Source organism: Flavobacterium sp. CSZ (assembly GCF_015350725.1).
Lineage (GTDB): Bacteria > Bacteroidota > Bacteroidia > Flavobacteriales > Flavobacteriaceae > Flavobacterium.
Map to the genome: position 1 here is coordinate 1 of NZ_JADKPQ010000029.1, position 24,668 is coordinate 24,668.

Consider the following 24,668-nt stretch of genomic DNA (forward strand, 5'->3'; position numbering starts at 1 on the left):
ACTTTGGAGTTTTGCCTGTTTTGGGTGGTTGGGGTGGTTGGGGTGGTTGAGCCACGAAGGCGCTAAGGCGCCGAGATTTGTTTTTTCTTGGTTTTCCTGGTTTATCGTGAATCTTATATAACACACAAAGCTAGGTGTTGGCTGGAAGCTGCTCCCCCAGCCCCGATAGTAGTGGAAATCCCTTTGTGCCGGGGTTCAGCACAAAAGATTGGAATCGATAGCAGGAAATAGCTCCTAACCTCTATTAAATTTCAAATCTTAAATTTCAAATCTTAAACTCCAAATTACAATAAAAGCTAGTCTATGTATCTTATGTAATAAAAATTGCTCTTATATATTATAGCAAAAACTTCTCCTTATATATAGCCATCAAATAAAAAACCCGATAGTCTTTGAAACTATCGGGTTATATAATCAAAATCTTGACTTAGTTCCTAGCCTAAGAATACCAATAAGTAAACGATTTAAATACGAGCTTACAGTTGTTGTGAAAAATTGCTTTTTTTATCTCTCCTAAACTGAATCCAAACATACCCTAAGGATAAGAAAACCATTATTGCGCTGGCGTACATCAACATTGGAATTTTTGCAATCACATCCTGATATACCCATCCGGCGAAAAGTGCACCAAGACCAATTCCTGCTTCCAAGGCAATATACATCGTCGCCATAGCTTTGCCACGATGTTCCGGAAAACTCATATCAACCGTCCAGGCATTTAAAGCCGGAGAAACAATTCCCGTAGAAACTCCATATAATGCTGCTCCTGCCAAAAATCCGGCAATCGATGTTGAAAATCCAACAATCACCAAGGATATAATTAATAAAAAGAGTCCGATCCCTATTAAACGAAGACGACCGTATTTGTCAGACGCTTTTCCTGCGCCAAAACGAATCATTACCGAAGTTATGGTGAAGACCATAAAAAACAGACCCTTATTGGTAATTCCTAAATGCTGGCTCCAATCCGGAATCAACGTCAGGATAACACCATAAGCCATATAAGAAAGAAAAGTTACGATAGCTGCAGGAAGAACCTCTAAAGCTATAATGTCTTTTCGCGAAATTTTTAAAATACGCAGGTTAAAACGCTGTTTATGTTTTAACGTTTCCTTCATATTCATTAGAATAACAATAGACAGAAGAGCAAAAACAGAAGTAGCATAAAAAAGCATGTTCATAGATGAATACAATTTAATCGAGCTTCCAATAGCCGGACCAAGAGCCATTCCTATAGAAAAGCACAATCCATGCAAACCCAAAGCTTCACCCCAGCGTTCTCTTGGCACAATATCCGCAACATAAGCCGCAGTAGCTGTAGGTTTGAATCCAGTAGAAAATCCGTGAATTAATCTCAAGAATAAAAATCCGGAAACTGTCCCTAAAACCGGATATAAAATACCGCAGACAAAACAAACAATAGAGCCAACTGCCATTACAGGTACTCTTCCTAAAGTATCGGTCAACCGACCACTAAAAGGTCTTGAAATTCCTGCCGTTAAGGTAAAAAAGGCAATAATTAACCCTTTATACTCTGCTCCCCCCATATTGCTCAAATATTCGGGCAATTCAGGAATCAGCATATTAAAACTAGCAGAAAAAAGTAACGAACTTAAACAGACTAATCCAAATTGTAGATTATAAATGGGATGGAGGGCTTTTACGGGGGAATTCATGAGGATTTTTTAAAAGTGCAAAAATAATGAAAACTCCCGTTTAAAACTAATAGCCTTTTTTACGAAAAGTACCGCAGGCTCTTTACAATATTCTCTATCCTCGATAATATTAAGTTTATCATCTTAAATTCAAAAAGTACAAGTAAAAAAAAATCCAAATCCCAGTTTTAAGTTGGAATTTGGATTTTCAAAATTGAAATATATTTTGTTATTCTAAAACAAAACTAACACTAACGTTTGCTGTAACTTCAATTTCTCCAATTGCTAAAGTTTGGTTTGGAGCTCCCGCTGAATCCATTTCCATTGATTTCATAGCAGCATACATTGGTTGTGGACGGTAAACCTGAGTATTATCAGAAATAGTATAAGCTTTACCCACTTTTTGTCCTAATACAGAAACATAATCTTCTGCTTTTAATTTAGCTTCTTTCATCGCCAATTTACGAGCTTCTGATTCTAGTTGAACTAATTTAGAAGTTTCAAAAGAAACTCTGTCGATACGGTTAATTCCTTGTTGAACTAAACCATCCATTAAGTCATCGTATTTTGTTAAGTCTTTTAGAATGATTTCTACTGTTTGAGTAGCATTGTAGCTTGTTTTCTTTTTCTCGTAATCGTATTGAGGATTAAGCGCTACTTGTTTGGTTTTGTAATCTGCTGCAGGAATATTCATTTTTTTTATAAATTTTAAAACTGCATCGATTTTCTCGTCATTTTGTTTTTTGACATCTTTAGCATTATTCCCTTTTGTTTCAACAGTTGCTGAAATACAAACCTGATCAGGTGCTACTTTTACTTTTCCTTCCCCACTTACATTGATTTGAGGAATTTGTTTGATTTCTTGAGCGTAAGACATAGTCATAAACATGATTGTTAAAAATAATAGTGCTTTCTTCATTTTTGTTATATTTAAATTGTTTGATAATGGAATTTCAAAAGTTGTGCCAATATTATAATTTGCCCAATTTTGCCATTACAAAAAGTATCAAAATAGGAATAGCCAATAGAATTACCATCAAACTATGATCTACAATTAATGAAGGTTCTTTTATCAAAGTAATCAAATAACCACCTATAGCACCTCCAAAATGTGCTGTGTGTCCAATATTGTCATTTTTGGCGCGCATTCCGTAAATTGAATACAATAAATATAAAATTCCGAACAAATATGCCGGCATGGGTATGACAAAGAAAATTCCCAACATCATATCGGGTTGTAATAATATTGCAGAATACAAAACTCCCGTTACCGCCCCCGAAGCACCAACAGCTCTATAACTGTAATCATTCTTGTGAAATAACATGGTTAGCAAGCTTCCGAATATTAAACTACCGAAGTAAATTAAAACAAAAGAAAAAGTGCCCATCCATTGTATTACAACAGGAGCAAAAAACCATAATGTAAGCATATTAAACGCTAAGTGCATGATATCTGCATGCAAAAATCCCGACGAAAGCATTCTGATTTGTTCTCCAGAGCGAATACTTCCAACATGAAATTCGTATTTTCTAAAAAAAGCAAGATCGTTAAATCCTTTATAACTAATCAAAGCATTGGCCACTATTATTCCAACTAAAATGGTATTCATAAAAAACATTTAATGTGAATTGTAAATATAGTCATTCTTAAACATATGTTAGTGTCGAAGCAAAATATCAGTGGTTATTCATTTTTATTTTATATTTGTAAAAAAAAATTAAATGCAGTTTCTCGTTTATATATTAGCCTATCCTTTACTTTGGCTTATCTCTATACTTCCATTCCGACTATTTTATTTATTTTCAGACTTTGTGTACTTTTTGGTTTACAGGGTTATTGGATATCGTAAAAAAGTAGTGAGAGATAATCTGGCTCTTACCTTACCGCATTTGAGTGATTCAGAAAGAAAAAAAATTGAAAAGAAATTCTATCATCACATGTGTGACATGTTTTTAGAAATGATTAAAACAATGTCCATTTCCCACGAAGAAATGGAAAAAAGATTCCAGGTAACTAACATCGAATTAGTGCAGGATTATGCAAAAAAAGGGAAGAGTATAATTCTGGTAGCTTCGCATTATGCCAGCTACGAATGGCTGTTAACTATTAACCCTAAATTAGGTTTTCAAGGAATTGCGGTTTATAAAAGGCTTGCTAATCCTTATTTTGATAAATTGATTCGAAAAATACGCTCAAGATATAAAACAGAAATGGTCGAAACCAGAAAAGCAATTCCAACAATGGCGCAAAATCAGCGTGAGGGAAAACTAAGTTTGTATGGTTTAGCAAGCGATCAGTCTCCAAAACTCGACCGAATCTTTCATTCAATGAAGTTTATGGGTATTGAAGCGCCTGTGCACACCGGAGCCGAAATGCTGGCTAAAAAATACGATTTAAGTGTTGTAATGGTAAAAGTAAAAAAGGTAGCAAGAGGCTATTATGAAGCTACTTTTCTTCCAATTGCAGACAATCCGAATGATTACGAGAATTTCGAAATAACAGAAAAGTATTTAAGAGAAGTAGAAAAACAAATTTATGAAGCTCCTGAATATTATTTATGGACACATAAAAGATGGAAACATCGGGTGGAATAACTACTCATCAAAAAATTAAAATCCAAAAAGGTAACCGTTACTTTCTTGGATTTTTTATTTTATAAAACGATCAAAACAAGAATCTCCAGTATACTACTATGTCCAGAAGGTTCTTGATGGGTTTTTGTAATATTTTTTCTTCACCTTATATAAAGAATAAATTACAGAAACAATATACATTTGAAGTGATAAATATTTTCCCAAATCTAAATTATCCTAATATGACAAAAAAATTATGTTTTTCATTTTTACTGTCCTGTTTTTTTGCAGTAACAATTTTCGCTCAAAGCCCCAAACGAGGGATAGCTTACAAAGACCATTCAACAGCTGATTTACTTGCTCTAAAGCCAGGAGTTTCGTGGTGGTACAACTGGGGTTCTTTACCTGAAAAGGATACCAATGCCAATTATTCCTCTATTGGTGTTGAATATGTACCCATGGCATGGGGAAAAATCAATGATGACGATGTACAGGCTTTTATAAACAGAATTAAACCCGGCGCAAAATACTTATTAGCCTACAATGAGCCTAACTTTAATGATGGTGCGAGATTAACTCCGCAGGACGCTGTAAATAATTGGGTTAATGTTGAGAGAGTCGCTGCTGCCAAAAATCTCGAAATAGTAAGCGCATCCCCAGCCTTTAATGACCCGAACAATAATTATGGAGGTTATAGCAGCCCCACTGCATGGCATGATCAGTTTTTTCTTTTATGCCCAACCTGCAAAGTCGATTATATTGCCTTTCATACTTATGACAGAACCTCTGGCGATGTAATTGGTGTAACCGGACTTCTAAAAAAAAACAATAGACCTGTTTGGGTAACTGAATTTGCCAACAGAGTAGTTCAGACGGCAGCACAAAAAACTGCGTTTATGAAAGAAATCATAACTAATTTTGAAAACGATCCGGATATTTATCGCTATTCGTGGTTTACCGGAAGAGTTCCCGCCGAATGGGTAGATATGGCAGAAGGACCTTTATTAGCTCCCGAAAGTGGTGTTCTAAGACCTATCGGGCTGGAATATATCAATACTGCTTATACTGCTAAAAAAATGAACGTTCCCGGCAGAATACTCGCCAATAAACATTACCGTCGAAAAGGAACGAGCCTGCAAAATACGACAGATTCAGGAACAGTACAAAATGTAAGTGCTATAGACCAAGGGGACTGGAATGAATTTATGCTAAACAATGACAATGCCGGAACTTATAATTTTTCTTTTAGGATGGCATCTACAGCTCAGGGTAAATTTGATATTTTAGTAAATGATGTTGTCGTTAAAACAGACGAAACATTTCCGGCGACCGGTGGCTTACAAACCTATACGAACAAAATTGTAAACGGCATTGCATTGCCAAAAGGAGAAGTTTACCTGAAAATTAAATTCAAATCAAACAATATGAGTTTTAATTATATTGATGTTACAATAGCAAGCTTAGGGGTAAATGACCCTTTAATTGAGCAAGACTTTTTTACGGTTTATCCAAATCCTATTAAAAGTCAGTCAGTACTTCATATAAAATCAGTAAATACAGAACCTTTAGTTTTAAAAATTACAGATATCAGAGGGCAAATTTGCTATTCTTCGGATACTCATTTTACCAATGAAGATATTAAAATTGGAGATAAACTACTATCAACGGGAGTTTATATTGTAACTGCTAGTTATGGTTCAGTAAAAAAATCATTGAAAATTATCAAGAACTAAGATTCTAATTAATATACGAACCAAGAGTTGAAATGTGCCATTAGACACTCAATATTGGTAGCCCTATAGGTTCAAAATTCGTTGGCGTGCCGCAGGCACGCAACAAAATGATAACTACTGCGTACCTACGGCACGCTAAATTTAATCCATTTATGTTTTCTACCAATATTTAGTGCCTAACAGCGAAAATTGTAGGCTTTGCACCCTAGATTGCATTCAATAAAAAAGCCTCTTTCACAATTGAAAGAGGCTTTTTTATTGAAGAATTGCTAAAAATTTAAATTCCTGCAATTGCTTTTATTTCATCTATAATACGAAGTGCCAGAACATCTGCTTTTTCCTGAGATGGAGCTTCTGTATAAATTCTGATGATTGGTTCTGTGTTTGATTTTCTTAAATGAACCCATTCTGTCGCAAAATCAATTTTCACACCATCAATGGTTGTGATATCTTCGTTTTTATATTTTTCAGTCATTGCTACTAGAATCGCATCAACATCAATTTGTGGTGTCAATTCAATTTTATTTTTGCTCATGTAATATTCGGGATATGAGGCGCGTAATGCCGAAACTGATATTTTTTTATTTGCCAAATGTGTCAGGAACAATGCCACGCCCACCAAACTATCGCGCCCATAATGAGATTCAGGGTAAATAATTCCGCCATTGCCTTCACCACCAATAATAGCGTTATTTTTTTTCATCAATGCCACTACATTTACTTCTCCAACTGCACTGGCTTCGTATTTTCCGCCGTGTGCAATAGTTACGTCGCGCAATGCACGTGATGATGACATATTGGAAACTGTATTTCCCGGAGTTTTACTCAACACATAATCCGCGCAAGCCACTAATGTATATTCTTCTCCAAACATTTCCCCGTCTTCGCTAATAAATGCCAAACGATCTACGTCCGGATCCACTACCACTCCTAAATCAGCTTTTTCTTTTACTACCAATTCAGAAATATCCGTCAAATGCTCTTTTAAAGGTTCCGGATTGTGCGGGAAATGTCCGTTTGGTTCGCAGTATAATTTTACTACTTCAACGCCCATTAATTCTAATAATTTCGGAATAATAATTCCTCCCGATGAATTTACACCATCAACCACTACTTTAAACTTTGCTGCTTTTACCGCTTCAACATCAACTAAAGGCAAATTCAAAACCTCGTCGATATGAATATCCATATACGCATCATTTACGGTAATTTCGCCTAAGCTGTCGACATCCGAAAAATCAAAAGCTTCAGCATCGGCAATTTCAAGAATTTTAGCGCCTTCTTCTCCGCTTAAAAATTCTCCTTTTGCATTCAGCAATTTTAAAGCATTCCATTGTTTAGGATTATGAGAAGCTGTCAGGATAATTCCGCCATCTGCTTTTTCTAATGGAACAGCCACTTCTACTGTTGGCGTTGTTGAAAGTCCAAGATCTATTACATTAATTCCTAAACCTATTAAAGTATTAACCACAAGATTGTGAATCATTGGGCCGGAAATTCTTGCATCACGACCAATTACAACCGTTAATTTTTCTTTTGAAGTATTGTTTTTAAGAAAAGTACCATATGCCGATGCGAATTTCACAGCGTCAACAGGAGTCAGGTTATCTCCTACTTTTCCACCAATTGTTCCTCTTATTCCTGATATCGATTTTATTAAAGTCATTTTTATGAGTTATGGTTACCAGTTACAAATATAGAAAAGTTACTAAGCTTCTAAGATACTAAGGGGCTAAGAATTTTAAAAAAAAGTTACTGAGTAGCTAAGTTACTAAGGTCCTGAGATTCTTAAGCATCTTTTAAAAAGTTCAAAGTACCGGATAAACTAAGTTGATAAACTGTATCATTCACTAAAACGAAATCAAAAACTTTTTCATACTTTTACTAAACTTAGTGACTTAGCTACTTAGAACTTTAGTAGCTTGAAAAATATAGTTTTACTAAAATAACTTAGTTTCTTAGCCACTCAGAAACTTAGAAACTTAAAAAAAATGAATTTCCTAGCCCACATTTATTTGTCCGGAGACAATGATCTAATCAAAATTGGCAATTTTATGGCCGATGGAATTCGCGGAAAACAATTTGAACATTTTCCCCAAGAGGTTCAAAAAGGTATTATTTTACACCGCTCCATAGATACTTATACAGATTCGCACGATGTTTTCAGACAAAGTACCAAACGTTTACATGAAAAATACCATCATTATGCAGGCGTTATTGTTGATATTATTTACGATCATTTTTTAGCCAAAAACTGGGAAAAATATTCCGATGAAAAGTTAGATCAATTCATCAACAGATTTTACAGATCGTTACACGAAAATTATCCTATTTTAACAGAGAAAACGCAGCGCCTGATGCCTACTATGATTCAGGAAAACTGGCTTTGGAGCTACCAGACTGTCGAAGGAATTCATCATATCCTGACTCAAATGGACCGAAGGTCTAAAAATTTATCAAAGATGCAGTTTGCAAGTGCAGAACTAGTGGAGTTTTATTCTGAATTCGAACAGGAATTCACACTCTTTTTTGAAGATATCAAATCACATTCAAAACAAAAATTACTGACTTTATAGAATCCGTCAGATTCTATAAAAACAAAATACGATTCTCTTTTATGAAAAAAATAGCATTCTTATTCAGCTTTATCACCCTATATAGTTTTGCCCAGCAAACTGCAAAACCAACCGGATTAGTAGCTACAAAAGCGATGGTGGTTTCGGCCCGCCAGGAAGCCTCTAAAGTGGGCGCTGAAATTATACAAAAAGGCGGAAACGCATTCGATGCCATGGTGGCTACCGAATTGGCACTTGCAGTGGCATATCCGTACGCAGGAAATCTTGGCGGCGGTGGATTTATGGTATACAGAAAAGCAAATGGCGAAGTGGGGTCTTTAGATTATCGTGAAAAAGCACCATTGGCAGCAACAAAAGATATGTTTTTGGACAAAGACGGAAATGTTATAAAAGGTAAAAGTACCGAAACGGCTCTTGCAATTGGTGTCCCCGGAACGATCGCCGGTGTTTTTGCGGTTCATAAAAAACTAGGTTCTTTGCCAATGGCAGAAATTCTAAAACCCGTTATCGCTTTGGCAGAAAGAGGTGTTGTGGTAACCAAAAAACAGGAAAAAAGACTTCAGGATTATCATGATGCGATTGTAAAAATAAATGGCCCTAATACCTTATTAGCGGGTAACTTTAAAGAAAATGATACCATAAAATATCCGGCTCTTGCCAATACTTTAAAACGAATTGCAAAAAACGGAAGAAATGAGTTTTATAAAGGTCAAACGGCTAAAATCCTGGTGAATTATCTTCAGAAAAAAGGCGGAATTATAACGCTGAAAGATTTGGAGAAATACGAAGCCAAATGGAGAGAGCCATTACAATTTAATTACAAAGATTTAAAAATTACTTCGATGGCGCCTCCTAGCAGCGGTGGAATATGTCTGGCGCAAATAATGAAAATGATTGCTCCTTATGATTTGGCTAAAATGGGACATAACTCAGAGGAATCGATTCAGGTAATTGTTGAAGCCGAAAGAAGGGCTTATGCAGATAGAAGTCAGTTTTTGGGAGATCCGGATTTCGTAAAAATTCCCATTAACGGGTTATTATCTGATTCTTATTTAAAAGGCAGAATGTCAACTTTCGACACAAACAAAGCCAGTGTATCATCAGAAATAAAAGAAGGAAAAGTAAGTTTTAACGAAAGCACCGAAACTACTCATTATTCGATTGTTGATGAGCAAGGAAATGCTGTTGCAGCAACAACCACACTCAATGATGGTTACGGATCTAAATATTACTGTGATGAATTAGGTTTCTTTTTGAATAATGAAATGGACGATTTTAGTGCCAAACCAGGATCTCCAAATATGTTTGGTCTGGTAGGAAACGAAGCCAACAGCATTGCGCCTCAAAAAAGAATGCTTAGCTCCATGACACCAACAATTGTCGAGAAAAACGGAAAATTATTTATGGTTGTTGGTTCTCCGGGAGGATCAACGATTATTACAAGTGTATTACAAGCGATTTTAAACGTATACCAATACAATTTAAGCATGCAGGATGCTGTAAATGCTCCGCGTTTTCACCACCAATGGTTGCCGGACTTAATTACTTTTGAACCGAATGCTTTTGATAAAAATACTATAGACAAACTAAAAGCAAAAGGATATTTAATCAACGAGAAAACAACTCCTGTAATTGGTAAATTAGACTGTATATTAGTTCTACCAAATAACAGTCTGGAAGGTGGAGCAGATTCCCGAGGAGACGATACAGCAGTTGGTTTTTAATTTAGTTGCTGATTTTTATTTTATATTCAAACATTATGAGCTAAATTTGTAGTTTCCCTAACTTTTTACAAACAGAATGCTAAAAAAATATTTTAGAAGACTAGAAAGCATCATCGCTTTAGGACAATCGTTAATGACTCCAAAGCAGTTTATTTTTTTATCAAGTGTTTTAATTGGTGTTTCATGCTCTTTGGCTGTAATTGTTCTTAAGACTTTTGCCCATAGCGTTTTCTCATTTGCCACCTATATTAATGGTATTTTAAAACTTAGTTTCATCAACAGTATTCTTCCAATTGTCGGAATCGTGCTGACTGTTTTTGTGGTAAAAAGAGTTCTTAACGGAAGCATCGAAAAAGGAACTTCTCAGATTTTATATGCCGTTGCAAAAAAAGCCAGTATTATTCCCAAAAAGCAAATGTATGCCCAAATCGTTACCTCTTCCCTTACGGTTGGTTTAGGTGGTTCTGCCGGTTTAGAAAGTCCTATTGTGATTACAGGAGCAGCGTTTGGATCAAATTTTGCCCAAAACTATAAACTACCTTATAAAGACAGAACATTACTTATTGGCTGTGGTGTTGCTGCGGGAATTTCTGCAGCTTTTAATGCTCCAATTGCGGGGGTTCTTTTTGCAATTGAAGTTTTATTGGTTGATGTTAGCATTTCGGCCTTTACCCCTATTATGATTTCTGCGGCAACAGGCGCTTTGGTTTCTGCTATCGTTTTGGATGAAACTATTTTATTATCGTTTAAAAAACAAGAAGCTTTTAACTATCATAATATCCCTTTTTATGTTTTGTTAGGAATTTTGACAGGTTTTATAGCTGTTTATTACGCTCGAAATTTTCAAAGAGTCGAACATTATTTTTCACACTTAAAAGTGGGTCCTTATAGAAAAGCCTTAATTGGTTCTTCGTTACTGGCTTTACTTATTTTTATATTTCCAACACTTTTTGGAGAGGGTTACGAAAGCATCAAAACCTTATCTGAGAGTGATCCCGGAAAACTATTAGACAATACTTTGTTTGCTGATTTTAGAAATAATCAATGGGTGTTGCTTCTTTTTGTTGGATGCACGATGATGGTAAAAGTATTTGCTTCAGGGCTCACCCTGGGAAGCGGTGGGAATGGAGGTAATTTTGCTCCTTCCCTATTTTTAGGTTCTTACTTGGGTTACTTTTTCTCCAAATTTATCAGTCTTATTGGTTTATCAAAATTACCTATTAGTAATTTTACGATGGTGGGAATGGCTGGTATTTTGAGCGGATTATTTCACGCGCCGCTTACTGCTATTTTCTTAATTGCTGAGATTACCGGAGGTTATAGCCTGATGATTCCCCTTATGATTGTTTCCTCGATAAGTTTTGCTATTTCTAAACGTTTCGAAAAATATTCTCTTGATGTAAAAGGTTTGGCCAAAAAAGGTCATGCTTTTACCAGCAATAAAGACTCAAATATTCTCTCTACCTTAGATATTGACACCATTATTCAATGTGATTATCTTACAGTTCATCCAGATGAAAATTTAAGCAAACTGGTGGATCTTATTTCACACTCGAATCAGGTTGTTTTCGCAGTTGTTGATAATGAAAAAGATTTAGTTGGAGTGGTTCATTTTAATGATATTCGGGAAATTATCTTCAATAACTATCGAGTTAAATATACTTTAATCAAAGATGTTATGAAAACACCTTTGGCTACAATTTCATCTACTGACAGCATGGAAATTGTGATGAGCAAATTCGAACTATCAAAATCGGCTTTTCTTCCGGTTTTACGAAATGGAAAATATTTTGGATTCATTTCAAAATCTATTGCACTTGAGGCTTACCGAACTAAATTGCGCTCTATGACGATTGAATAAAACTGATTAAAAAAATAGTACCTGTCTATTTTCTTTCCAAAAACAACCAACCAAATACCACCAAGTCTGTTATGAAAATTAAAGCAATTATTGTTGATGACGAATCGCATGCACGCAGTTTCTTAAAAAAACTATGTAATTTCTATTACGAAGATAAAATCGAAATAGTTGATCAATGCAATTCTGTTTCATCTGCTTTAATTTCAATAAAAAAACACGCACCCAATCTCGTTTTTCTGGATATTCAGATGCCGGATGAAAACGGATTTGAATTGCTTTCTCATTTCGAGAATATTCCATTTGAAGTTATCTTTACAACAGCTCATAAAGAATATGCTATTGAAGCGATTCGTAACAGTGCTTTAGATTATTTATTAAAACCAATTGATGTCGCAGATTTTAAAGCTGCAATTGACAGACTTGATTTTGTTTTAGAAAAAAAGAATACTTTAAATCGTTATCAACTACTTTCTCAAAACATAGCCAATCAATTTACAGGAAAACAGCAAATTGCTTTCCCAACAAAAACCGGCTTTGAGGTAATACAGGTTAGCAAAATCATTTTTTGTAAATCAGACGGTTCGTATACTCTTATTCACACCACAGATAAACAACATTATACTTCAAAATCATTTAAAGAAACTTGCGAGTTACTGGTTTCGTCACCTAACTTCCTAAAAGTACAGCGAAGTTATTTGATAAACCGGGAATATGTGGCAAATTTCAAATCAGATGACTTTCTTCTCGAAATGACTTCGGGGGATAAAATTCCCGTTTCGGATAAATCATTTAATAAAAAAGAGCTTATTGATGCCATTACCAAATAAGATTTTTGTACAACTCTTTTTTATTTTAATTACAACTTCTGTTTTTGGTCAATATTTTCCATCGAGAAACTTCACCACTTCAGATGGCTTACCTAATAATGCAGTACGTTCTTTATTTTTAGATTCTAAAAACATTATATGGATAGGAACTGAAAATGGCGTTTCAAGAATGGAAAACGGAATCTTTACCACTATTGATGAAAGCAATGGTTTGGGTCATAATAGCTGTTGGGATATTACAGAAGATACCGATGGAAATATGTGGTTTGCCAGTTATGGCGGTGGTATTAGTAAATTTGACGGTGAAAAGTTTACTGTTTTTACAATGAAAGATGGACTTTTATCCAATAAAACAAGAAAAGTTTTTCCGTTCAAAAACAAAATTTATGTTGGTACAGAACAAGGTGTTTCTATAATTGACATAAAAACAAACAAGCTAATTACGCCTAAAGTTCCTGAGTACAAAGAAGATTTTATTTCCTTAGCCTTTGTTACCTATAAAGATATTGTCTATTTTACTTCTACGTTTGAAGGTTTATTTAAAATTGACGAATCGTCTCCGACTCCGCGTATTGTTCCGGTTGTCTTGCATAAGAACTCCTATTCATTAGGCCTTTTTGGTTCTACACTTTACAGTGGCAACGAAACATATATTAATAAATATGATTTTGATGAAATTTTAAATGGAAACAAATCATCTGTAAATTTTGGAAAATCATTTGTCTGGCAATTTGTAAAAGATAATAGAAACACCATTTTTGCCGCTGCCTGGGGCGTTTATACTCCAGACGGAGGACTTTATACGATTGCAGATGATAAGATGACAGATGTCTCTAACATATACGGAATCGATTCTAAAGTTCTACTGAATGTAGTATACGATAAATTTAATGACATCCTTTATGTTGGTTCGAACGACAATGGAATTTATCAGGTAAGATTAGATCAAATCATTAATTATAATCCATTCAAATCAACATCAATTATTGATTTTGAAAATTTCAATCATGATAAATTGATTTTAGATACCAAAGGATTAAAAGTTCTAAATGCAAAACAAGAAATTACAAATTCTGTTTCACTTGAGGATTTCAAGAAAATTGAAATGACTTTCTATAAAAAGGGAAAAGAAATCTTAACTAAACAATCAAAAGAATCAAGAGATTTTGAATTGAATTTTAATATTCCAACAAATGAAATTGAGTTTTATGAAATCGTAAAAAACCAAAACTCTTTATGGATTAATAGCAACATAGGAATTTTTGAAATTGATAAAAATTATAAAATAGTCAATTACCTGCCTAAACATAGTTTAAAAATTGGTTTTGGTTATGATAATAAATTAATAGAAACCATTACGTATGCAGGAGTTCGCGTTTACGAAAATCTAAAAACTTTAGAAAATACGCATTATTCCAAATTCAATAAAAACACGCCACAATACATCGTAAAAATTTTAACCAACAATAATAAAACCTATCTTTTATCTGTTTTTAATGGAATTTATGTTTATGAAAATGGTCACTTTCGATCGTATTTAGCCGATGGAATCTGGAAAGAAAAAAAATTCAAACACATTACAAAAAATAACAAAGGACAATTAATTCTGGCCGCTGAGTTTGGTGATGTTTTTATAATTGATGATTCAAAATCTTTCAAAATCCTTAAAACAATTTCAAAAAAACAAATTATTGGGAATACTATTTTATTTCTTGAATCCTACAAAGACTATGTTTTGATAGGTACAGAAAAAGGGATCAATATTTATAAAGATGGTATTATACGACTTATTGACAAAGAACAAGGTCTAAAGGATTGCAGAATAACCACTTCTCAAATCTTCAACAATACATTATGGTTGGGAACTCAAAAAGGATTTTACACCCTAGATCTCAACCGTTTAATTGCCACTCAATTAACAGTTTCTGAAATCGGGATCAGTAAAATTGCCATAAATAATGTTCCTTTAAAATCTTCGTCTTATAAATGGTTCAGGTACAACTCAAAGCAACTTGTTTCAGACTACAAGCATAATTCATTTTCGATTGATTTTGTTCCAAAAGGACATCCTTTCCCTAACAAATTAAAATTTAGATATCGCTTAAATAATAACAATCGTTGGAGTCCGTATACCGAAAAAACAAACTTATTTCTACCCTATTTACCTTATGGAAACTACATTGTAGAAATTGAAGTTTTTGATATGAATGCAGGAAAATCAAAATTATTTACGATTTTACAACTTTATATTCAACCGCCGTTTTGGTTAAATTGGAGGTTCATTATTCTAATCATTACTGTTTTTACTGCAGTAATCGCATATGTTTTTCTTAGAATAAAAAGAAAATCAAACGAAAAAACCATCATTCAGCGTCGTATTGCTGAGACCAAACTCGAGGCTTTATTGAGTCAGATGAATCCGCATTTTACTTTTAATGCGATGAATGCCATTCAGGATTTTATAATAAGTAACGACATCGAAAACTCGCTGCTCTATATTAGTGAATTTTCTAAATTAATTCGGAAAACACTCGAAAACTCTTCTAAACAAACCATTACCATAGAGGAGGAAATAGAATATCTTGAAGCCTATATCACGATCGAAAATATGCGTTTTGACAATAGAATCGATTTTGAAATTCAAATTTCGCCTCAAGTAGATACTTATTTCACTAAAATTCCAACAATGCTTTTACAGCCTTTTGTAGAGAATGTTTTTGTTCATGCTTTCAATGAATCGAGTATTTCTCCGAAGTTAATAATTTCGTTTAAAATGATTTCAAACACACTTTTAGAATGTAAAATTATAGACAACGGCATGAGTTTAAATGCAGCTAAAAAAAGCAAACTACATCAATCAAAAGGAATTCACCTTACCAAAGAGCGCCTTTCATTATTGCAAGACCTAAAAAATGATTCTATAAAAATTGATTTTACCGAAAATAAAGGCACAACCGTAACCATTTTACTTTTAGTGTAATTTCTTTCCTTTAAAACTCTAAAGCACTTATCAAAATATTGGTAAGTGCTTTTTTGTTTATAAACTAAAAAGATAGTTTCATGCCAAATAAAGAGGCTTTTAAAAGGTAAATTAATTAGAAAAGGAGTGATCATTTATTTTTGAAAACTAACAAAACTAAATTTTTACTATGCCTAATTTTTATTGCGAGTATTGCGGAACAAAGAGCTCAAGTATATCAAGTTTAACCGGAAATTCATGCTCTCGTCATCCACTTGGATCAGGAAAAGGAAAACACAAACTTTACGAGGGATCTGAAAAACAAAAATACAGCTGTAAATACTGTGGTACTTCATCTTCTTCAATATCAAGTTTAACTGGAAATTCCTGCTCGAGACATCCAAACGGAAGTGGTAAAGGGAAACATGCGCCAACTTTATAAATTAATAATTTATCACTGACAGAAATTGGCAGTTTGAAAAAGTAGATTTGTCGGGAGAAAATTATAATAACTAAAAATAAAATAGTATGTTTTCAGAAAAAGAATTAAATGAAAAATTCAATTCAGAATATTCAAAATTAGAAAAAGAAATTGACAAACCCAATATATTAATTATTGGTGGCACTGGTGTAGGGAAAAGTTCTTTGATTAATAAAATATTTGGAGAGGAAATTTCAAAAGTAAGCAATGTTAAGCCAGAAACAAGAGGTATAAATACCTATAATCATAATGATGTTGTATTATTAGATACTGAAGGTTTTGAACTAGGTGATGACAAAAATAAATTTTTTGAAGAAAAAATAATTAATGAAGTTGAAAACAGAAAAAAAGGTCCAGAAAAAAATCAAATACATCTTATTTGGCATCTAATATCTGCCAGTTCTGAAAGAATTACAGATTATGACGTTAATCTTTTGAATAAGTTGCAAAGTTTTGGATTACCAATAGCAGTAGTTTTTACAAAGTCAGATATCGCCAACGAAGAAGCGATGGACAATATGGTAAAAAGATTGTTTCCAAAACTAACTTTTAATGATGCTTTTAAAAATAAGGAAAAATCTCCGTTTTTTGTAAGTTCAACTGAAGATGAAGATGAAAGCTTAAGCCCTATAAATTTAATTAATTGGTCAATTGAAAAATTACCAGAAGGACTTAAATATGCCTTTACAGCATCACAAATATTAAATTATGAAGCCAAGTTTAATCAAGCAAAATCTATTATTAATCAGCACACACTTGGTAATTCTTCTGTAGGATTTTCTCCAATACCATTTTCAGATGCTCCAATATTGATTGCAAGTCAGATAGGCATGATCACGAGAATTATAAAATTATATAATTTATCTGAACTAAATATTGACAGTTTTATGGCATCTACTGGCGCTGGATTAGTTGTTAGCAATTTAGCAAAATCAGTAGTAGGTTCTGTCTTTAAGTTTATTCCAGGCATTGGAACTGTGGTTGGCGGAATCATAAATGCTTTAGTCGCAGGTACCATTACATTTTCAATGGGTACAGCATTAAACATATTATTAAGAAAAATTACCATCGAATATTTAAAAGGAGATATAGAAAAAGTCGCTTCTTCATTATCTAATTTTTCAGAATTATTTAAAAATCAATTTGGAGAAGAGTTTAAAAAGAAATATAGTAAATAATGGAAGGATTTAATTTAGCTATAATTGGTAAATCGGGCGTTGGAAAAAGCTCCCTTCTTAACTATTTATTTAATAAAGACTTATCCGAGACAGGTAGTGGCAAGCCAGTAACAAAACCTGGTTTTCATTATTTTAGTGATTTAATTAATGGCAAAAAAGTTAATATTTATGATTCCTGGGGGATTGAAGCAGGTAAAACCGATTTATGGTTAAGAGATCTTAATCATTTTCTTGAAGATAAAAAATCACCAAATTTTAAAGAATGGATTCATACCGTAATTTTTTGTCTTTCTGCCGAAGGAAAAAGAATTGAAGATTTTGAAAAGAATATATTTCGAAGAATTAAATCTGAGCATTTAAATCCTATTATTGTTATTACAAAATCAGATTTAGATAAAGATAAATCTTTTTACGAAGCCGTTAAAAAAGAATTCATGACAGACCAAGTAATTGAAATTTGCAGCGTCAGAAAAGAGTTTGGTTTGGGTACAAATAAAAAGATTTCTGAAAAATACGGAAATGATAATTTAATTCAAACCATAATTTTTAATAGTACAAAATCTTTTAAGAGTCGTTTTGCATTAATTAAAAGCAAAATCATAAGAAACAGATCTACTGAGTCATTAATGGCTTTGAAGCCAAAAGTTTCTAAGATAATAGACAGCTACAGTATATCTTTCAACTGGATTGGTAATATTAATGAAAGCACAGTAAAAACTATCTTGGAAAGAACTCAAGTACTAATTGAAAACTATGATAGAGAAACTAATGAAAAAATACAGCAATTGATAAAAGACGCTAATCAATTCTACACTGAACAATTTGAGTCTATCTTTTATGGATTAACAACAACTAAAACTTTTTCAGAAAAAAAATATTTCAAAAATGATAATTTAGGAGACTATATAAATTCGCATTCATTTTTTGCAATGGGACCTAAAGGATATTTGTACAGCCTTCTATTAGGCCCTGTTGGTCTTATTGCTATGGCGTATATAAGAAATAGAGGGATTTCTAGAAAAGATTTATTAGAAAAAATAGAAAACCGTATAAAAGAATATTATCATTATTAACTTTGATTTCTCATGTAGATTAAAAAAAAGGTTCAACTTAATTATAAGTTGAACCTTTTCTTTAATCTAATAATTCTCAAACCCCTTTCTCAATTCCTCCTTAATTTTATCCGCCAGCCATTTTGGTTCTAAAACCTTAACCATGCAGCCATATTTTAAAATTTGCTGGTTAAACTCAAAATTAGGGTGAATATTTAATGAAATATCAAACGATTTATGATTATCTAAATTAATTTGCTTTTGAGAATTGTGCAAAGGCAAGGATTCTACATATAGTTTTTGAGAGATGTGAAATGAGAGTTTTATAGTTTGTAATTTATGATCCATAGTATTAAGACCTACAACATGAGAAAATTTTTCCTTAGCTTCATTTATTTTCGATTTGAATTTTTTAGTCCCTGTTTCAATATTTTTTATTCTGTCTAAACCAAATGTACGATAGCCCTTTTCAGTTTCACCCACCACGTACCAACGATTTTGATATTGTTTTAAATAATAAGGATTTAAAGTATATTCCTGCTCTTTTATTTCTTTATAATAATAAAAACTGTTATGTATAAAACTAATGGGAAAATTTTGCTGTATTGCATCCAAAACAGATTTAAAATTAGGAATTACCTCTATTGCAGATCTATTTTCAAATTCAATAAATGATAACGAATTATTATTACCATTTAGATTATGGGAAATCTGTTCACCGGTAGCCAGAATTTCCATATGACTTAAAAACGATTCAATATTAATCGATTTTTCTTCATCTAAATAAAATCCCTCATTAGCTCTCGAATATTTAACTATAATACCATAATCATCTCTTAAAGTTGCTTTTATTCTATGAAAAGTACGCTCACTTATTTTATTCTCTCTGTTAGGGCTGATATAATTAATTAAATTTCCCATACTCTCAAAAGGAGACTTCTTCAGAATTTCTACTAATTGTTTGGTTTGATAAACTTGAGAGTTATTCAAATTCGGCTTTTCTTTATTTTTCATACTCCAAAAATAAAAAACCAAGCTGACAAACACTGTCAGTCTGCATTGTTTTTAATTTTATTTTACACTGACAGCAATTGACAGTTTCGGATTATAATTTCGTATTCGAATTTAAAACAAGTATCATGAAAAATCTTTTCAAAAAGCAAAACACAAAAATGGACTTTGCTAATTTAAGTGCTATCGTAACTTCAGGAAGTGCCGCAGGAATTGCAATCGCAAATCATTTAAACAAGAACCAACAAACAGGAGGCATTATTGGTGTAGGCCTGTCATTATTAGTTACAGGACTACTAATCGCTTTAGATGATGAAAAATTTCCATCTGATTCTAAAAGTTAATCTACTTATTCCTTTCTAAAAAAAATGATTTTTAATCTGACGAAAGTCACAACAACTACAAGATTATGTTATTTCAATTATTATTAAATTTTATTGTTTTTATTATAAAATGCATCGTTTGGATTTTATTTGTTTTAGCTGCAATTCCAGTTGGAATTTATATGTTACTCAATGAGTGGTTTCCCATTTTTACACATGACGGTGGATTTTGGTTCTGGTCAGCTTTCTCTATTTTATCAGTAATAGGTTTTATAGTGCTTTGGAAGCCTATAGTATGGATTGTTGGAATTTTACAAACTTTAGGATTGGGAATGGAATAAAATTCAAAATCCGGAATAATAAACAAATAACGCTAGTTCACACTAGCGTTATTTTGTTACTATTTGTAACATAAAGTTTTGCTATCGAGCACAAAAAGAACAAATCAAAGTGGTAACTTTGCGTTTTGCTCAAAATTATGTTAGAAAAAGACAATACTATTGAAGTTCTTGGTGCAAGAGTTCATAATCTAAAAAATATAGACATTTCTATTCCGCGTGAAAAACTGGTGGTTATTACCGGTTTATCAGGTTCGGGAAAATCCTCTTTGGCATTTGATACTATCTATGCCGAGGGACAACGTCGTTATGTAGAAACTTTTTCGGCCTATGCCAGACAGTTTCTTGGCGGTTTAGAACGTCCTGATGTTGATAAAATAGATGGACTTTCGCCCGTAATTGCGATTGAACAAAAAACAACCAGTAAAAGCCCACGTTCGACCGTCGGGACGATTACAGAAATATACGATTTCCTGCGACTTCTTTACGCTCGTGGTGCTGACGCTTATAGTTACAACACTGGTGAGAAAATGGTTTCGTATTCTGATGAGCAGATCAAAGATTTGATTATTCAGGATTTTAAAGGAAAACGCATCAATATTCTTGCTCCGATTATTAGAGCCAGAAAAGGTCATTATGCCGAATTATTCCAGCAAATCACCAAACAAGGATTCCTCAAAGTTCGTGTCAATGGCGAAGTGCAGGATTTAGTTTCAGGAATGAAACTCGATCGTTATAAAACCCATGATATCGAGATTGTAGTTGACAGAATGTTGATTGAAGATACTGAAGACAATCAAAAACGATTATCAGAAAGTATCAATACTGCCATGCATCATGGCGAAAATGTACTCATGATTTTAGATCAGGATACCAGTGAAGTACGTTATTTCAGTAGAAACTTGATGTGTCCTACAACCGGAATTTCGTATCAAAATCCTGAGCCTAATTTATTTTCGTTCAACTCTCCAAAAGGAGCTTGTCCGCATTGTAACGGATTGGGAACGGTTCATGAAATCAATGTTAAAAAAATTATTCCAAATCCTAAATTATCGATTAAAGCAGGAGGTTTTGCTCCGCTTGGCGAATACAAATCATCATGGATTTTTAAGCAACTGGAAGTTATTGGAGAAAAATTCAGTTTCAAAATAACGGACCCGATTGAGAAGATTCCGGAAGAAGCCATCACCATGATTTTGCATGGGGGAAAAGATAAATTTGTTATTAACTCTAAAGATTTAGGAGTAACACGTGATTATAAAATAGATTTTGAAGGAATCTCACATTTCATCAAAAATCAGTTTGATGAAACTTCTTCGACCACCATAAAACGTTGGGCAAAAGATTTCATGGACGAAGTAAATTGTCCGGTTTGTGATGGTTCACGTTTGAAAAAAGAAGCCTTGTTCTTTAAAATCAATGGAAAAAATATCGTTGAATTGTGCGATATGGACATCTCTGATTTGACCATCTGGTTTCAGGATTTAAACAAGCATTTATCCGACAAACAACTTTTGATTGCATCAGAAGTTGTTAAAGAAATCAAAGATCGTTTAAACTTCTTGATGAACGTCGGCTTGAACTATTTGGCTTTAAGCCGAAGTTCAAAATCACTTTCGGGTGGTGAAGCACAGCGTATTCGTCTAGCCACACAAATTGGTTCGCAGTTGGTTGGTGTTTTATATATTCTCGATGAGCCAAGTATTGGTTTACACCAAAGAGACAATGAAAAACTAATTCATTCACTGGAACAATTACGTGATATCGGGAACTCGGTTATTGTGGTAGAACACGATAAAGACATGATCGAACGCGCTGATTATGTAATTGATATTGGCCCAAAAGCAGGTAAATACGGAGGAGAAATCATCAGTATTGGAACTCCTGCAGAAACTTTGAAATCGAATACCATTACCGCTCAATATTTGAACGGTAAAATGAAATTGGAGATTCCGAAAGAACGTCGTAAAGGAAACGGAAAGTTCTTAAAATTAACCGGAGCCACAGGAAACAACTTGAAAAATGTTTCAATCGAATTGCCTTTAGGACAATTGATTTGTGTTACAGGCGTTTCAGGAAGTGGAAAATCGACCTTGATTAACGAGACGCTTTATCCTATTTTGAATGCCTATTATTTTAATGGTGTAAAAAAACCACAGCCTTACAAAAAAATTGAAGGATTAGAACATATAGACAAAGTAATTGATATTGACCAAAGTCCGATTGGACGAACACCACGTTCGAATCCTGCAACTTATACCGAGGTTTTTACAGAGATCAGAAACTTATTTACGATGACTTCTGAAAGTATGATTCGTGGTTACAAAGCAGGTCGTTTTAGTTTTAACGTAAAAGGCGGACGTTGTGAAACCTGTGAAGGTTCAGGAGTTAGAACTATCGAAATGAACTTTCTACCGGATGTTTACGTAGAATGCGAAACCTGTCAGGGAAAACGTTTTAATAGAGAAACACTGGAGATTCGATATAAAGGAAAATCAATTTCGGATGTGTTAAATATGACTGTTGATGAAGCTGTTCCTTTCTTTGAGAACATTCCAAAGATTTACAGAAAAGTAAAAACCATTCAGGATGTTGGTTTAGGATATATTACGCTTGGTCAGCAAAGCACAACACTTTCAGGTGGTGAAGCCCAGCGTATTAAACTAGCGGGAGAATTGTCTAAAAAAGATACCGGAAATACTTTTTATATCCTTGATGAACCTACAACAGGATTGCATTTTGAAGACATTCGTGTTTTAATGGATGTGATCAATAAATTAGTCGATAAAGGAAATACGATTCTGGTTATCGAACATAATATGGACGTTATAAAACTTGCCGACTATATCATTGATATTGGTCCTGAAGGAGGAAAAGGCGGCGGACAATTGATCGCCAAAGGAACTCCGGAAGAAGTGGCTAAAAATAAAAAAAGCTATACGGCGAAGTTTTTGAAAAAGGAATTGGAATAGAGCAATTTTCGTATTAATACCTTTTCAAAGAACGAGGGATCTCCGCAAGAAACTAACGCAAAGTATTTTTCCCTAAATTGTAGAGCTACTTGTGGAGATACCTCGTTCTTCAAGATTCTGGTTACGGATTGGTAAAATGAATTAAAATCATCCGTTTAATATTGAGAAATATCGAAATCATTATTCAATCTACCAACTTATTGATAATGAATAACCAACCAAAAACATTCGTACAGAAATGTTACATTTAAATTAATAAACCCCGATTTCTGTAACAATTCTCGAAAAAAGCAGTAATTTAGTACGCCCTTTTTGTCAAAGTTTTTGATTTTGGCAATTTTTTATGGGCTAAAAACAATGTTTCAATTGAAAACTGGTGCGCTAGCCATGATGGGAGCGGCATCTCCCGATTTAGAAAAACAAGGCTTTTTAGCCGTAGTTTTTGTTTATCAGGAATATAGCGGACCGCAGGAAATAGCTCCTCACTTCGACTACGCTCAGTGTGACAATATGACTACGCCGAGAATGATAATTAAAAAAAAGACACAACTTAAATAAAAATATAAATAATTAAAATACCTAAAATGAGATTAGAAGATTTTGATAATGATGAGGACAAAGTAATTCAGGACCGTTTGAAACAAAAAACGTGGAATGAAATTAGAACAAATGACAGCTGGGCGATTTTTAAAATCATGGCCGAGTTTGTAAACGGCTACGAAAGCATGGGACGTATTGGTCCGTGTGTATCTATTTTTGGTTCGGCGAGAACAAAACCGGACGATAAATACTATTTATTGGCAGAAAAAATTGCTTACAAAATCAGTAAAGCTGGTTACGGCGTAATCACAGGAGGTGGTCCCGGAATCATGGAAGCTGGTAATAAAGGTGCGCATTTAGGAGGCGGAATTTCAGTTGGTTTAAACATCGAATTGCCTTTTGAACAACATTTCAACCCGTATATCGACCATGATAAAAACCTGAATTTCGATTATTTCTTTGTGAGAAAAGTAATGTTCGTAAAATATTCGCAAGGTTTTGTGGTAATGCCAGGTGGTTTTGGAACTCTTGACGAAATGTTTGAAGCGATTACTTTGATTCAGACTAAGAAAATCGGGAAATTTCCAATTATATTAGTTGGTGTTGAATTCTGGTCAGGATTGATCGAATGGGTAAAAACAGTTTTGGTAGAAAAAATGCATACCGTAAGCCCAGAAGATTTGAACTTATTTAAGATCGTTGACACTGAAGATGAAGTTGTTGATGTATTAGATAAATTCTATAAGAAATACGATTTAAGTCCTAATTTCTAATATTTTTTTTCACCATATAAGTGATTTAAGGTAATTTAAGTTAACGTTTTGTAACACTTAAAATAATATGAAGTTACATCTGCAATATGAT

The 24,668-nt window shown here is 33.5% G+C and carries 20 protein-coding genes; 15 read left to right on the forward strand and 5 right to left on the reverse strand.

The annotated features are described in order from the left end of the window. Window positions 1-476: 476 nt before the first annotated feature. From IRZ78_RS23945 to IRZ78_RS23955, 3 genes are all read right to left on the reverse strand, one after another. Window positions 477-1,676 (reverse strand): MFS transporter, encoded by a 1,200-nt coding sequence (locus IRZ78_RS23945; protein ID WP_194619707.1) that lies wholly within the window; start codon window positions 1,674-1,676, stop codon window positions 477-479. A 208-nt stretch (window positions 1,677-1,884) separates the two neighbouring features. Then, on the reverse strand, window positions 1,885-2,574 hold the full coding sequence (locus IRZ78_RS23950; protein WP_194619709.1) for an SIMPL domain-containing protein: 690 nt from the start codon (window positions 2,572-2,574) through the stop codon (window positions 1,885-1,887). 52 nt (window positions 2,575-2,626) lie between these two features. Next, window positions 2,627-3,265: a rhomboid family intramembrane serine protease gene (locus IRZ78_RS23955; protein ID WP_194619711.1), complete on the reverse strand. Its 639-nt coding sequence runs from the start codon at window positions 3,263-3,265 to the stop codon at window positions 2,627-2,629. 112 nt (window positions 3,266-3,377) lie between these two features. Here IRZ78_RS23955 and IRZ78_RS23960 point away from each other — a divergent pair, with 112 nt between their 5' ends. Together IRZ78_RS23960 and IRZ78_RS23965 are read left to right on the forward strand one after the other, a co-directional pair. Beyond that, a complete protein-coding gene (locus IRZ78_RS23960) occupies window positions 3,378-4,250 on the forward strand; it encodes a lysophospholipid acyltransferase family protein (RefSeq protein ID WP_194619713.1) in 873 nt (290 codons plus the stop codon). Between the two features lie 221 nt (window positions 4,251-4,471). After that, entirely contained in the window at window positions 4,472-5,962 is a 1,491-nt protein-coding gene (locus tag IRZ78_RS23965; RefSeq protein ID WP_194619722.1) for a glycosyl hydrolase, read from the forward strand. A gap of 277 nt (window positions 5,963-6,239) precedes the next feature. On the opposite strand, the gene glmM is transcribed toward IRZ78_RS23965, so the two are convergent. Beyond that, window positions 6,240-7,628 carry a phosphoglucosamine mutase gene (glmM, locus tag IRZ78_RS23970; RefSeq protein WP_194619724.1) on the reverse strand — a complete coding sequence of 463 codons (1,389 nt, stop codon included), beginning with the start codon at window positions 7,626-7,628 and terminating at the stop codon, window positions 6,240-6,242. 325 nt (window positions 7,629-7,953) lie between these two features. On the opposite strand from glmM, the gene IRZ78_RS23975 reads away from it, so the two are divergent. From IRZ78_RS23975 to IRZ78_RS24010, 8 genes are all read left to right on the forward strand, one after another. Further along, window positions 7,954-8,538, forward strand: coding sequence for an acyl carrier protein phosphodiesterase (locus tag IRZ78_RS23975; RefSeq protein WP_194619726.1), 585 nt, complete (start codon window positions 7,954-7,956; stop codon window positions 8,536-8,538). 41 nt (window positions 8,539-8,579) lie between these two features. Next, window positions 8,580-10,262 (forward strand): gamma-glutamyltransferase, encoded by a 1,683-nt coding sequence (gene ggt, locus IRZ78_RS23980; protein WP_194619728.1) that lies wholly within the window; start codon window positions 8,580-8,582, stop codon window positions 10,260-10,262. 76 nt (window positions 10,263-10,338) lie between these two features. Further along, the gene (locus IRZ78_RS23985) at window positions 10,339-12,123 is read left to right on the forward strand and encodes a chloride channel protein (RefSeq protein ID WP_194619730.1); all 1,785 of its coding nucleotides are present in this window, start codon (window positions 10,339-10,341) and stop codon (window positions 12,121-12,123) included. A 71-nt stretch (window positions 12,124-12,194) separates the two neighbouring features. Beyond that, a complete protein-coding gene (locus IRZ78_RS23990) occupies window positions 12,195-12,950 on the forward strand; it encodes a LytTR family DNA-binding domain-containing protein (protein ID WP_194619732.1) in 756 nt (251 codons plus the stop codon). Beyond that, entirely contained in the window at window positions 12,934-15,930 is a 2,997-nt protein-coding gene (locus IRZ78_RS23995) for a histidine kinase (protein WP_194619734.1), read from the forward strand. Before IRZ78_RS23990 ends, IRZ78_RS23995 begins: the two co-directional genes overlap by 17 nt. 169 nt (window positions 15,931-16,099) lie before the next feature. Beyond that, the gene (locus IRZ78_RS24000) at window positions 16,100-16,351 is read left to right on the forward strand and encodes a hypothetical protein (protein ID WP_194619736.1); all 252 of its coding nucleotides are present in this window, start codon (window positions 16,100-16,102) and stop codon (window positions 16,349-16,351) included. A gap of 86 nt (window positions 16,352-16,437) precedes the next feature. After that, window positions 16,438-17,568 (forward strand): GTPase, encoded by a 1,131-nt coding sequence (locus IRZ78_RS24005; protein ID WP_194619745.1) that lies wholly within the window; start codon window positions 16,438-16,440, stop codon window positions 17,566-17,568. Next, window positions 17,568-18,641, forward strand: coding sequence for a GTPase domain-containing protein (locus IRZ78_RS24010; protein WP_194619747.1), 1,074 nt, complete (start codon window positions 17,568-17,570; stop codon window positions 18,639-18,641). Before IRZ78_RS24005 ends, IRZ78_RS24010 begins: the two co-directional genes overlap by 1 nt. A 66-nt stretch (window positions 18,642-18,707) precedes the next feature. On the opposite strand, the gene IRZ78_RS24015 is transcribed toward IRZ78_RS24010, so the two are convergent. Then, window positions 18,708-19,634 carry a WYL domain-containing protein gene (locus IRZ78_RS24015; protein ID WP_194619749.1) on the reverse strand — a complete coding sequence of 309 codons (927 nt, stop codon included), beginning with the start codon at window positions 19,632-19,634 and terminating at the stop codon, window positions 18,708-18,710. Window positions 19,635-19,759: 125 nt separating this feature from the next. On the opposite strand from IRZ78_RS24015, the gene IRZ78_RS24020 reads away from it, so the two are divergent. From IRZ78_RS24020 to IRZ78_RS24040, 5 genes are all read left to right on the forward strand, one after another. Next, window positions 19,760-19,975: a hypothetical protein gene (locus IRZ78_RS24020; protein WP_194619751.1), complete on the forward strand. Its 216-nt coding sequence runs from the start codon at window positions 19,760-19,762 to the stop codon at window positions 19,973-19,975. 65 nt (window positions 19,976-20,040) lie between these two features. Next, window positions 20,041-20,295: a hypothetical protein gene (locus tag IRZ78_RS24025; RefSeq protein WP_173970598.1), complete on the forward strand. Its 255-nt coding sequence runs from the start codon at window positions 20,041-20,043 to the stop codon at window positions 20,293-20,295. Between the two features lie 137 nt (window positions 20,296-20,432). Further along, window positions 20,433-23,264, forward strand: coding sequence for an excinuclease ABC subunit UvrA (uvrA, locus tag IRZ78_RS24030; protein ID WP_194619753.1), 2,832 nt, complete (start codon window positions 20,433-20,435; stop codon window positions 23,262-23,264). Between the two features lie 357 nt (window positions 23,265-23,621). Next, on the forward strand, window positions 23,622-23,822 hold the full coding sequence (locus IRZ78_RS24035) for a hypothetical protein (protein WP_194619754.1): 201 nt from the start codon (window positions 23,622-23,624) through the stop codon (window positions 23,820-23,822). Between the two features lie 26 nt (window positions 23,823-23,848). Then, on the forward strand, window positions 23,849-24,577 hold the full coding sequence (locus IRZ78_RS24040; protein WP_065448388.1) for a TIGR00730 family Rossman fold protein: 729 nt from the start codon (window positions 23,849-23,851) through the stop codon (window positions 24,575-24,577). The last annotated feature ends 91 nt before the right edge of the window (window positions 24,578-24,668 follow it).